The 12,238-nt window shown below is 58.2% G+C and carries 9 protein-coding genes and 2 pseudogenes; 10 read left to right on the forward strand and 1 reads right to left on the reverse strand.

Annotated elements, in window-relative coordinates; genetic code table 11:
• A pseudogene (locus tag Q4Q11_RS28075) lies at positions 1 to 203 on the reverse strand (aldose 1-epimerase); the annotation flags it as partial.
• Between the two features lie 292 nt (positions 204 to 495).
• On the opposite strand from Q4Q11_RS28075, the gene Q4Q11_RS28080 reads away from it, so the two are divergent.
• The 10 genes and pseudogenes from Q4Q11_RS28080 to Q4Q11_RS28125 all read left to right on the forward strand — a co-directional run.
• Complete coding sequence (locus Q4Q11_RS28080) at positions 496 to 1,479, forward strand: arabinose ABC transporter substrate-binding protein (RefSeq protein WP_113217411.1); 984 nt, start codon at positions 496 to 498, stop codon at positions 1,477 to 1,479.
• 68 nt (positions 1,480 to 1,547) lie between these two features.
• The gene (gene araG / locus Q4Q11_RS28085) at positions 1,548 to 3,053 is read left to right on the forward strand and encodes an L-arabinose ABC transporter ATP-binding protein AraG (protein ID WP_498571526.1); all 1,506 of its coding nucleotides are present in this window, start codon (positions 1,548 to 1,550) and stop codon (positions 3,051 to 3,053) included.
• 16 nt (positions 3,054 to 3,069) lie between these two features.
• Complete coding sequence (araH, locus tag Q4Q11_RS28090; protein WP_162701637.1) at positions 3,070 to 4,026, forward strand: L-arabinose ABC transporter permease AraH; 957 nt, start codon at positions 3,070 to 3,072, stop codon at positions 4,024 to 4,026.
• Between the two features lie 107 nt (positions 4,027 to 4,133).
• Entirely contained in the window at positions 4,134 to 4,910 is a 777-nt protein-coding gene (locus Q4Q11_RS28095) for a FadR/GntR family transcriptional regulator (RefSeq protein ID WP_498571527.1), read from the forward strand.
• 559 nt (positions 4,911 to 5,469) lie between these two features.
• Positions 5,470 to 5,673, forward strand: a complete 204-nt coding sequence (locus Q4Q11_RS28100; RefSeq protein ID WP_112512918.1) for a hypothetical protein — start codon at positions 5,470 to 5,472, stop codon at positions 5,671 to 5,673.
• Between the two features lie 239 nt (positions 5,674 to 5,912).
• Positions 5,913 to 6,419, forward strand: coding sequence for a hypothetical protein (locus Q4Q11_RS28105; RefSeq protein ID WP_498571528.1), 507 nt, complete (start codon positions 5,913 to 5,915; stop codon positions 6,417 to 6,419).
• 229 nt (positions 6,420 to 6,648) lie between these two features.
• Positions 6,649 to 7,818: a flavin-containing monooxygenase gene (locus Q4Q11_RS28110; protein WP_498571529.1), complete on the forward strand. Its 1,170-nt coding sequence runs from the start codon at positions 6,649 to 6,651 to the stop codon at positions 7,816 to 7,818.
• Between the two features lie 208 nt (positions 7,819 to 8,026).
• Positions 8,027 to 8,317 carry a hypothetical protein gene (locus Q4Q11_RS28115; protein WP_112512915.1) on the forward strand — a complete coding sequence of 97 codons (291 nt, stop codon included), beginning with the start codon at positions 8,027 to 8,029 and terminating at the stop codon, positions 8,315 to 8,317.
• A gap of 939 nt (positions 8,318 to 9,256) precedes the next feature.
• Positions 9,257 to 11,005: a type I secretion system permease/ATPase gene (locus tag Q4Q11_RS28120; RefSeq protein ID WP_498571530.1), complete on the forward strand. Its 1,749-nt coding sequence runs from the start codon at positions 9,257 to 9,259 to the stop codon at positions 11,003 to 11,005.
• A pseudogene (locus Q4Q11_RS28125) lies at positions 11,002 to 12,238 on the forward strand (HlyD family type I secretion periplasmic adaptor subunit); the annotation flags it as partial. The gene Q4Q11_RS28120 and the pseudogene Q4Q11_RS28125, both read left to right, overlap by 4 nt.

A 12,238-nucleotide genomic window follows, 5' to 3' on the forward strand; every position in this document is an offset into this window, starting at 1 on the left:
AATGTGAACCGGTTGTTGCGGATGCGGTTGCCGAAGGGGAGCAGCGGATAGCAGGCGGACGCGGGCGCACTTGCATCGTCCGGCGCCGGTCTCAGAAGCGCGATTTTGTTACCATCCACCGCCCAGGAATAGTCGAGCAATATGCCGCCCGAGGTTGATACGCGAACCGAAAACAAGCCGTCGTGCAAATCGATAATGCTCATTGAACGGCTGCCATCCCCTCGCCATCAAGGCCGATCCCGAATGGTCGGGCACCCTATAGTCGCACCCCTTAATGTCAACAGATAGATAGGATTTATTTTTCCCGCGATGCCGGTTTCTCACGAGTTGCCGTCGTGCTTTTCGCAATAACGTCCCGCTTTCTTCTGTGATGCTCGATTTCTGTCGGCAAAGTGGAATAAATAATCATACACAAACATTGACTGGTATGATGTTTTTTCCTATTCACAGCTTGCTGCCGACAAATGGCAGAGCGAGATTTTAGGGAGAGAGATCATGCGCTTTTTCAAAGCAGCCATCCTTGCGGGCGCGTTTGCCGTTCTGGCCGCCGGCTCGGCGCTTGCCGAGGATGTCAAAATCGGATTCATCGTCAAGCAGCCGGAGGAGCCCTGGTTCCAGGATGAGTGGAAATTTGCCGATCAGGCTGCCAAGGAGAAGGGCTTCACACTCGTCAAGATCGGCGCCGAAGATGGGGAGAAGGTTCAGTCGGCGATCGACAATCTCGGCGCGCAGGGTGCGCAGGGCTTCATCGTCTGCACGCCGGACGTCAAGCTCGGCCCTGGCATCGTCGCCAAGGCTGCCGCCAACCAGTTGAAGCTGATGACCGTCGACGACCGTCTCGTCAATGCCGAAGGCAAGCCGCTCGAGGATGTGCCGCATATGGGCATCTCCGCCACCAAGATCGGCGAGACCGTTGGGCAGGCGATAATCGATGAAATCAAGAAGCGCGGCTGGGACATGAAGAATGTCGGCGCGATCCGCGTCTCCTACGATCAGCTGCCGACAGCCGTCGACCGCGTCGAGGGAGCGATCTCGGTCATGAAGGCCGCAGGCTTCCCGGCCGCGAATATCTATGACGCGCCGCAGGCAAAGACCGACACGGAAGCAGCGCTCAACGCCGCGACCACGGTTCTCAACAAGCATGCCGATATCAAGTACTGGGTTGCCTTCGGCCTCAACGATGAAGCCGTGCTCGGTGCGGTCCGCGCCTCGGAATCGGTCGGCATTCCCGCCACCAACATGGTCGGCGTCGGTATCGGCGGTGCGGATTCGGCGATCAACGAGTTCAAGAAGCCTGCCGCGACCGGCTTCTTCGGCACGGTCATCATCTCGCCGAAGCGCCACGGCTACGAGACCGCGCTCGATATGTATGACTGGATTGCCAACGGCAAGGAGCCGCCGAAGCTGACGCTGACCTCCGGTTCCCTAGCGCTGCGCGGCGATTACGAAAAGGTTCGCAAGGATCTCGGCATCGAATGATCATCCCACAAGGATGATATCCGTCCGGCGGCATCGTTGCCCCCGGACCTTCTCTCGATGGAGCAAGCATGGCTTTCCTTGAATTCAAGGGCATTTCCAAGGGCTATCCGGGTGTCCAGGCACTGGCCGACGTCTCTTTTGATGTGGAAAGGGGCGCGGTGCATGGGCTGATGGGCGAAAACGGCGCCGGCAAATCGACGCTGATCCGCATCCTTTCCGGTGATCAGGCGGCGGATGCGGGCAGCATCGTCATCGATGGGGTGGAGCAGCATTACAGTTCCGTCCGCGATGCCTTTCATGCCGGCGTCGTCGTCATCCATCAGGAGCTGCAGCTGGTGCCGGAACTGACCGTCGCCGAGAATCTCTGGCTCGGCCGCTTTCCCGGGAAGGCTGGCGTGATAGACGGCAAGACGCTGGTCGAGACCGTTCGCACCAAACTCAAGGAAATCGGCATCGATGTCGATCCCGCCGCCAAGGTTTCCTCGCTGTCGATCGGTGCGCGCCAGATGGTGGAGATCGCCAAGGCCGTCATGGTCGATGCGCGGGTGATCGCGCTTGACGAACCGACCTCGTCGCTCTCCTCCCGCGAAAGCGAAATCCTGTTTTCCCTGATCGACCGGCTGAGAGCCAACGGCACCGTCATTCTCTATGTTTCGCATCGCCTGGATGAAATCTTCCGGCTCTGCGACAGCCTCACCGTTTTGCGCGATGGCAAGCTTGCGGCGCATCATCCTGACATCGCCGATACGACGCGGGATCAGATCATCGCGCAAATGGTCGGCCGGGAGATCAGCAATATCTGGAACTGGCGCGAGCGGCCGCTCAGCGAGGTGCGCCTCGAGGTCAAGCAACTGTCGGGCTCGAAGCTTCGCAATCCCATCAGCTTTTCCGTCCGCAAGGGCGAAATTCTGGGCTTCTTCGGCCTGATCGGCGCCGGGCGAAGCGAGATGGCACGCCTTCTCTATGGCGCCGATCATCGTCTCCAGGGCAGCGTCTCGATCGACGGCATTGCCGTCGCGCCGAACAATCCGAAGGCTGCCATCAGCGCCGGCATGGTTCTCTGCCCCGAGGACCGCAAGTTCGACGGCATCATTCAGGGGCGGTCGATCGAGGAAAACATTACCATCTCGTCAAGGCGGCATTTCTCGCCCTTCGGCGTCCTCAATCCGAAAAAGGAAGCCTCCGTCGCCGATCAGTTCATCGCCAAACTCAGGGTCCGCACGCCCTCACGCCGGCAGGATATCGTCAATCTGTCGGGCGGCAATCAGCAGAAGGTCATCCTCGGCCGCTGGCTTTCCGAACAGGGTGTCAAGGTACTTGTCATCGACGAGCCGACGCGCGGTATCGATGTCGGTGCCAAGTCGGAAATTTACGAAATCCTCTATGAGCTGGCAGCCGGCGGGATGGCGATCATTGTCATTTCCAGCGAGCTTCCCGAGGTCATGGGTATTTCGGATCGCATCATGGTCATGTGCCAGGGCCGAGTTGCCGCCAATGTCGCGCGTCCCGATTTCGACGAACGCGCCATTCTGACTGCGGCCCTGCCCGACAAGAATGCCGCCGGCACAATCTAATTCAGGAATGGTAGTGATGAATTCGTTGAAAAAGCTTCTTCTCGGCGAACAGGGTCTGGTGGTGATCTTCGCGATCGCGTTCATGATCGTCTCGCTCTTCGTTCCGAGCTTCCTGACGGAGCGTAACATGCTCGGTCTGCTGCAGTCGGTCGTGACCATCGGCATCGTCGCCTGCACCATGATGTTCTGCCTTGCCTCGCGCGACTTCGACCTGTCTGTCGGCTCGACCGTCGCCTTCTCGGGAATGATCGCCGTTATGGTGTCGAACTCGACCGGCTCCATCCCGGTCGGCCTGCTGGCGGCACTGATCTGCGGCGGCCTCGTCGGCGTCGTTAATGGCGTCGTCATCGCCAAGTTCCGCATCAACGCTCTGATCACCACGCTCGCCACCATGCAGATCGTACGCGGTCTGGCCTTGATCGCCTCGGACGGGCGCGCCGTCGGCATCAACGATCCGGCCTTCTATCAGCTGGCGCTGTCGCGCTTTCTGACGGTGCCGACGCCGATCTGGATCATGGTGCTGCTGTTCATCGTCTTCGGCTTCGCGCTCAATCGCACTGTTTTCGGCAAGAACACGCTTGCGATCGGCGGCAATCCCGAGGCGTCGCGCCTTGCCGGCGTCAATGTCGTCAACATGCGGATCTGGATCTTTGCCTTGCAGGGGCTTGTCTGTGCCATCGCCGGCATTCTGCTCGCTTCCCGCATCACCTCGGGTCAGCCGAATGCGGCAACCGGGCTCGAATTGTCCGTCATCTCCGCCTGCGTGCTCGGCGGCGTGTCGCTGGCGGGTGGCCGAGCGGCGATGACGGGCGTCATTGTCGGCGTTCTCATTATGGGTATCGCCGAAAACGTGATGAACCTGCTCAACATCCAGGCCTTTTATCAATATCTCGTGCGCGGCTGCATTCTGCTGATCGCCGTTCTGCTTGACAATCTGCGCTCATCGGCGGCAGGGCATCGCGCCCGCTTATGACGACCAGATTCCTTGGGAGAAGTTTGCCGGGCTTGCAGTTGCGCATTGATGCCTCGGCGTGGTGCTGCTCATGATTGCCGCCGGGCAAGCGGAAGGGAGTGCAGGTGATGACTAGGCGTTTGGGGTCTTTGCGCACGACGCAGGGTGGGGGCACGCCTGAACAGGGGAGGCGCACCGTGCGCGAGGAACTGTTGAAGAAACTCATCGGACAGATCGTATCTGGTGCCCTTGCGGAGGGTTTGATCCTCCCCAATGAAGCCGAGCTCTCGGAGGTCTATGGCGTTAGCCGCACCAGCCTGCGTGAAGCCATGCAATATCTCTCGGCGCTCGGAATGGTCCGCTCGCGCACCCGCGCCGGCACGACGGTGCTGCCGCGGGAAAACTGGAACTATCTGGATCCGCTGGTTCTCGACGCCACGCTGGCGCTTAGCAATGACCGCCGCTTCTATGATTCCCTCCTAGACGCGCGACAGGTGCTGGAGCCTGCGGCCGCCGCACAGGCTGCTGCCAATGCCACCGCAAAGCAGCTCGCACAGATCGCCGAGGCTTTCGAGGATATGGTCGCCGCCAATGCCCGTGACAACGAGGCATGGAGCCAGGCGGACCTGGAGTTTCACACCGCCATCATCAATGCTAGCGGCAATTGGGTCTTCCGCCAGTTTGCTACCGCCATCCGGGCGGCTCTGCTGGCAAGCTTCCGCCTGACCAACAGGGCCAGCCAATCGCACGAATATGCCATCGCCCGGCATCAGGATGTTTTGGATGCGATCCGCATGCGCCGTCCAGACGCTGCCCGCTTTGCCATGGAGCAGCTTATCGGAACGGCCAGAATGGAGCTGAGCGATGCTCTGCGCGCCGCCAAGCCCAAGGAACGATCGAATTAAATTCGCGTCGCTTTCCGGCAAGTCGACCTGGATCGGAAAGTCAGGCGGGTTTTCCATAACACGCATCGGAGGGAAAAGGGTGCCCCTGTTTGGACGTTAAGCGAGACTACAACCGGTCTCCTCGCTTGAATTAAATATCGGGAGCCTCAAAAGCAGCGCTATGCCTTCTTCTTGCGCACAGAGTCTGCGACCGTCACCTACTTAGGGATATGCTTGAGGCCGAAAAAAGGCGTTGGCGATGGTGCGACAGGGCATAGCTTAGCCTCTTCACGCATAACGAGCAGGATGGCCGCGTCGTCAACTAAAGGTACATTAGTAGGTAAATTCCCGCGGCGGTTGATCCTGATGGGAATAGAAATCGCGAGCCACGAGGTCTGGCGCCACTACTCTTCCGCAACGAAAATTGACATTTGGTGGAACATTTACGGAGTTTCGCCGTACTTTATCGAAGGGGCGCAAGGCTTATCGCCGCCGATGGGATCCAAATTCCGAGATAAAGCTACTTGCACCGGGTAGAACCCGATTGAGAACAATCGTCAGCTTTAAAAGGAGGAGTGCTGTGCCAAAGACCGCAAGAATTCCCCGCGTCGTTTCACACGACGAGCACGTCGTTACGGCGAAGGAAGCGCTCGAGGCTTCCTTTTTCAGGCTGGAGCAGGAGGTCGAGATCCGCTTGGTAGCCGCAGCTCTGCGTGCTGGATGGCCGGCAGACGAAGCATTGGATGCGATCGATCAGCTCCGGGCGGAAGAAAGTGGACAATGAGCCGCCAAAGAACGATGCACCTGTTTTCGCCGCGGCGGGTCAATGCCTACGGGCCGCTTCCCCCGATATCGTAGGGATGCAGCTGTGATCCATATTTGTCTTATGCCGGTGCATGAAGGCCCACGATGTTGCCATGATGCGGCAATTCTATAAAACCTCCGGGTGGAGCACGGGTGCCCTATCGATGCGAACTAACGAAACTCGTTTAATGACGAATATCAACGGATGAGACAATTAGAATGACGAATTTTTTGGAAAAATGGTCCTCCAGGAAGTCTGACAAGCCGAAGACGGGCACACGCAGCGCCGTCGATGCTTTCCGCGTCAGGGTCGCCGAGCAGAAGGCATATCTGGCCGAGTTTGAAGCCGATGCCGCCGGTTTCAACAAGTGGCGGTCAACCTGGTTTCAGCGCGTGCCCGGCGGCTTCGGCGTGACTATCGGCCGGGACGCGATCGATGCGGGCCAGGGGCTAAACTATGTTGTCGTAGAAACCACCGCACAGGTCGCGGAGTTCCTTGACGATCTTCTCCAGCATGCCGATAGCGATGTTTCGTTTCAGACGGCGCTTGAGGAAAATCGTGCGCGTCGCGCAGAGCTTCTGAACAGCGCCAAGGCGAAGACCAAAGCGCCTGCAACGAAGGCAGCTGCTCGCAAGCCGGCGACCGCGAAGGCAACGGAAGCAAAACCGGCGTCGGACCGGACCGAAGCTGACAAGCCGAAGCGCGGGCGCAAGGCAAGGGTATAAGACATCCGGCACGAAGAGGCCTGCGCATGCAGGCCTCTCTGACGCTTTACGAGTTCTCTAGGCTGTCGGCGTGTAAGTTTGCGCCGCCTGGATCTCGGTCCGGTCTGGGCCAAAATACGCGCTCAGTTAAGCCAAGCGTTGAGACATGTATGCGGGTGGGCATGCGCGGAGCCTCGTGATGATGTAACCTCAAGCGCTAAAGACAGGAGCTTGCTTGAGGAATCGCAACATGGCTGACGAGGAGACAGTCATCATAGGCGCAGGGCCGGCCGGGTTGGCATGCGCCGCAGCGCTCCGTGCAAGAGGCCGCCGTTCCATTATCCTTGAAGCGACGAACAGGCTGGGCGCCTCGTGGCGGAGACACTACGATCGCCTTCACCTCCATACTGACAAAAGTCACTCAGCGCTTCCGGGAAGGCCGATGCCCGCCGACTATCCAAAATATCCGTCGCGACTGCAGGTCATCGACTACCTCGAAAGCTATGCGTGGGCGAACGACCTTCACATTCTCACTGACAAGACCGTCGCATGCATAGCCAAAAAGACGGACTGGATTGCCGAGACTACCGATGGCGATGTGTTCCAGGCGACAGCTGTCGTAATCGCGACCGGTCTCTCGAGGACACCTGTCAGACCGCATTGGACTGGTCAGGATAATTTTCCAGGGGCCATCATTCACTCTTCCGAATACCGTAACGCTTGCGCCCTCGGCGCGGGTCGAATCCTAATAGTCGGCTTCGGAAACTCCGCAGGAGAGATTGCGCTGGAATGTGCCGAAGCGGGTCTTGATGTCGCCATGTCGGTCCGCGGTCCGGTCAATATCGTTCCGAGGGAGATGTTTGGTGTGCCAAGCGCGACGATCGCCATCGTTCAACAGCGATTTCCGTACAGAATGATCGACGCATTTAACGCGCCCTTTCTGCATCTACGCTATCGCGATATCGAGGAGCTGGGTCTCAAGCGCTGCCGGCAAGGCCCTCTGACCAGGATGATAGAGCAAGGTCGGACTCCCTTGATCGACATTGGTACCATCGCGAAGATCAGGGATGGTCGGATCAGGGTGTATCCTGGCATCGAATTGTCGGAGGGTGCGAACGTCTTCTTCGCCAATGATCGGTCTGCGGAATTCGATGCGATTGTGTTGGCGACAGGCTATACGCCGTCTCTGGAGACGCTTTTGCCTAACTTGACAGAACGGTTTTCGAATGCGGGAAAGCCGGCACGGGGCGAGCTTCAACCGGGGAATGACGGTGTCTGTACTTCTGCGGCTTTAACCCCGCCACGACAGGCCTGCTTCGCCAGATTGGCATCGAGGCGTCGCAAATCGCAAACTCGATCGCGGCGGTTGGCACGCAAGCTGTTTTATTTCGACGGAGTTGAAATGGCAAAAATCGCATAGATTGGCGTCGTTTCGCGATCTCGAGCAGGACGATCCAAAACGCAGTCTAAATGCGCGGCGATGACCTCGTGATCGCTTCCTGGAGATGATGACAGCAACAGTACGGATGTGAACGAGCTCTTGCGCAGCACTCCCCCTTAGACCGGCAGGCTGGAACAATATTCCAGTTTGGCAGTTAATCATGAGTGAAATTAAGGAGGATACGCAAATGCGAAAGATTATTATTGCCTGCGCGGCCGCTATCACCATCGGTGCTGCTTTGCCTGCGGCCGCTGAAGAGGTCATCGTCGACGGGCCTTCCTATGATCAAGGCTATCGTCACCATCGTCATCACCATCCTTATGTCGCGCTAAGTGATCGGGGCATCGCTGTCGGATCGGTTCGCGATCGCGACCGTTACGATCGCTATAATGACCGCGGTCGATGCATGACACGGAGCGTCACCCGCACGGATGAAAACGGCGATCAGGTTACCAGAACCATGCGGCGCTGCGAATAAAGCGGCAATGCGCGTTCACTAAAGCTTGTCGCATCTAAATGGCCTCTTACCTTGCGCCTTAAAGTAGTTTCGACACTCTTCGACGTCGATCTCTTCCTCAATCGCAAGGATATTTGACGGCCTCGGCGAAGCTCCACCGTCGCACAGGCTTCGCCAGCAAGCATATATTCGGTCCACCATCAAACGCCATCCTGTCCCGCAAGCGGCGTCAAGCAGGCCGGTGGTCCCGTCTGACGTCACGACTTCGGGCTGCAAAAATAGCTCTCCTACGCCGTTTCCGGTGGAAGAATCGATGAGACAGACACGCAATGGTGGAATGATGGACTGCCGGAACATCGCCGTGGAGGCCCTTGGCTGCTGGAGAGAGCATAACCGGCTCAGTTCCGCGCGGAAACCAACACGCGGCCGAAGTAGGCGAAGACCTCCTTGACGTGCTCCCCTCATCATAGGTCATTTGCGTCCGGTCCTTACAACGTTGCAGCTCAATGAATGGCACCTGTTCCACCATAGATGCCTGAAAGCCGCCTGTATGGAAGCTGCCCCAAATCGGTCATTCCGTTCAGACAGGCCGGTGTCCGCTACGGAGGAATTTCAAACGAATAGCGTTTGCAATAACAGGGCCGACAGTTCGATTTCGTTCAAGAGCTTAGATCATCTTCCGAAGGCGCTTAGTGCTGCCGCGGAGCATCTCCATGTCAGCCACTGTTTGATAAGCTGGGGCACCAGAGTGGCTGTCACTTTTTCATTTCAAAGATGTCGCTTCCGGTGGCAATGCGAGTAGCGGACGGAGTTGCGTTGGGCCTAAGACCGATTTCAGAGGTTGTAGTATATGCAAAGAAGAATCTGATATGTTGCTGTATTTGTGAATGGATATACCTATAGATTCGTAATAATAGTCAATTTCCATCCTGAGGTGGCGAAATGAAGGACTGAAGCTAAATGGCTCTTCCGTCGAAAAAATTGCCTCGAACATTTCTGATGGCGATCCTGACGTCCCTTCAAAAGGCGTTCTTCAGCATGGCGATTACGAGTGCCGTGATCAGCGTACTCGCCCTCACAGGTTCCTTTTTTATGCTTCAGGTCTACGACCGTGTCATTCCCGGTCACAGCCTTTCGACACTGGTCGGTATTGCGATCATTGCGGCAACCCTTTTCTTGTTTCACGGTGTTCTTGAACTGTTGCGTTCGATGCTCCTGGGCCGCGTTGGTGTGGCGCTGGACGAGCGGATGAACGGTAAGGTCTTTGCCTCGCTGGTGCTTCAGCCACAAATAATGCCGGCGGCAGGAGATGGAATGCAGTCGGTTCGCGATCTGGACAGAGTTCGGTCTTTTCTCTCCAGTACCGGTCCGATCACCCTGTTCGACCTGCCATGGATACCGCTTTATCTCGGACTGTGCTTTCTTTTCCACTTCTGGATCGGGCTGACCGCGACCTGCGGCGCCATCGTCCTCATCGTTCTGGCGGTCCTCGCCGAGATCTTGTCGCAACGGCCGGCAGCCGAGGCGGCCAAACGGTCGGCAGCGCGCCTTGCCTTTGCTGAAGGTGCACGACGAAACTGGGAAGCGGTTGTCGCCATGGGTTTCGTCGGTCGGATGGCGGAGCGATGGGCTGATCTCAACGGCGCCTATCTCGAAAATCAACTTGCCGCCGCCAACGTCACTGGAATTCTGACGACCACGTCGCGCATCCTTCGGATGATGCTTCAGTCTGCCGTGCTTGCGGTCGGCGCGGTTCTCGTCATCCGGCAGGAAGCGACGGGGGGCATCATGATCGCAAGTTCGATCCTCGTCAGCCGGGCGCTCGCACCGGTGGAGCTTGCTATCGGCCAATGGAAAGGATTTGTTGCTGCGCGGCAAAGCTGGTTGCGCCTTGTCAGACTGCTGGAAATCCTGCCCGCTGGAGACTGGAGCGTCAGCTTGCCGGCACCCAGATCAAAATTGACCGTAGACAGTCTGAGCCTCGCCTCTCCAGGCAGCCGTGAGCTCATCCTTCGCAACATCTCGTTTGACATATCGGCCGGGACCGTATTGGGGGTCATTGGTCCCAGCGCCTCGGGAAAGTCGTCGCTTGCCCGTGCGGTCACCGGACTATGGCCCACGACGACCGGCTCGGTACGCCTTGATCATGCCGCTCTCGCGCAATGGGATTCCTCGGAACTTGGGCGCCACATCGGCTATCTTCCACAGGACGTCGGCCTCTTCGATGGTTCGATTGCCGAGAACATCGCCCGCTTTGAAAAGCAGCCTTCATCGGAATTGGTTGTCGCTGCTGCAAAGTCTGCCGGCGTCTATGAGATGATCGTAGAGCTGCCGCAGGGCTTCGATACGATGATCGGGGAGGGAGGCTCTCGGCTTTCCGCTGGGCAGCGGCAGCGCATTGCGCTTGCGCGAGCGCTCTATGGCGACCCGTTTTTGGTGGTGCTGGATGAACCCAATTCCAATCTGGATGCGGAAGGCGACGCGGCTCTGGCCCAAGCCCTGCTCGGCGTCGGTGCGCGGGGCGGCATTGCAATCGTCATCGCCCATCGGCCAAGCGCTTTGGTTGCGGCCGACATGTTGATGGTCATTGCCGCGGGACGGCTGCAGGCGTTTGGACCTAAGGAGATGGTCCTCGGAAAGCCGGTGAAGCAACCGATCAAACAGAATGCGGTCCGACTGAAGGTCGCCGGCGAGGACGCCGGATCATGAGCACAGAAAAGCTGTCACCCAGCGAGCGTTCGATACGCCGGCTTTCCGTTGCGGCGTTCGGCACGATCGTCCTGCTTGTCGGCGTGATCGGTGGCCTTGCTGCGACCACGGAGATCTCGGGTGCGGTCATCGCCCCTGGAACGCTTGCGGTCGACAGCTATGTAAAATCAGTCCAGCATCTCAAAGGGGGGGTCGTCGGCGACATTCAAGTCAAGAACGGTGATCGTGTCGATGCTGGCCAACTTCTGATCCATCTCGACGATACGCAAATGAGAGCCAATCTCGCGATCATAAGAAAACGATTGGAGGAACTGTCCGCGAGGATCGCGCGGCTGGTAGCCGAACGCGATGGCGCGCCCGCGATCGCTTTTCCGGCGGAACTGCTTTCGCGGGCCGGCGAAGATGAAATCTCTCGGACGATCGCCGGCGAGGTACGCCTATTCGAAGATCGATTGGCGTCCAGACAAAGTCGCAAATCACAGCTGAGCGAGCGTATCCAGCAACTGAGGCAGGAGGTGGACGGTCTGGTCGCGCAAGAGAATGGCAAGCGCCAGGAGATCGATCTGATCGCCAAGGAACTTTCCAGCCTTCAGCGGCTGTTCGATAAGGGCATCATCCCGGCGGCGAAGGTCTATGCGCTGCAGCGCGAAAGTGCCAACCTGACTGGAGAACTCGGCAATCTCGTTTCGAGCATCGCACAGGCGAAAGGTAAGATGACCGAGACGGAACTGCAGATCACACAAGTTGACGACGATCACAGCGCCGAGGTGTCAGAGCAATTGCGTCAGGCCCAGAGCGACACCGGGCAATTTATGGAGCGATTGGTCGCCGCGGAGGATGATCTGAAACGCATCGACCGCAGGGCGGCGTCGTCGACCATCTGAGCGTGCATGCAGCGGGTGCCGTGATATCGCCGGGAGAAACCGTTATGCAGATCGTGCCGGATCGGGACGCGCTTGTTGCTGAGCTTAAACTTTCGCCGCAAGATATCGACCAGGTAACCCTCGGGCAGCCGGTCATGCTGAGGTTTTCAGCGTTCAATCAGCGGGATACGCCTCAGCTGAACGCACAAATCACCAAGATTTCAGCTGAACCGACCACCGATCAGCATTCGGGCGCAAGCTACTACGTCCTTCGCGCTCACGTATCAAAGGAAGAGTGGACCCGGCTAGGGAAGTTGACGCCTGTCTCCGGCATGCCGGTCGAGGCCTTCTTGCAGACCGGTGAAAGAAC

The organism is Rhizobium sp. UFLA01-1127, assembly GCF_059803845.1.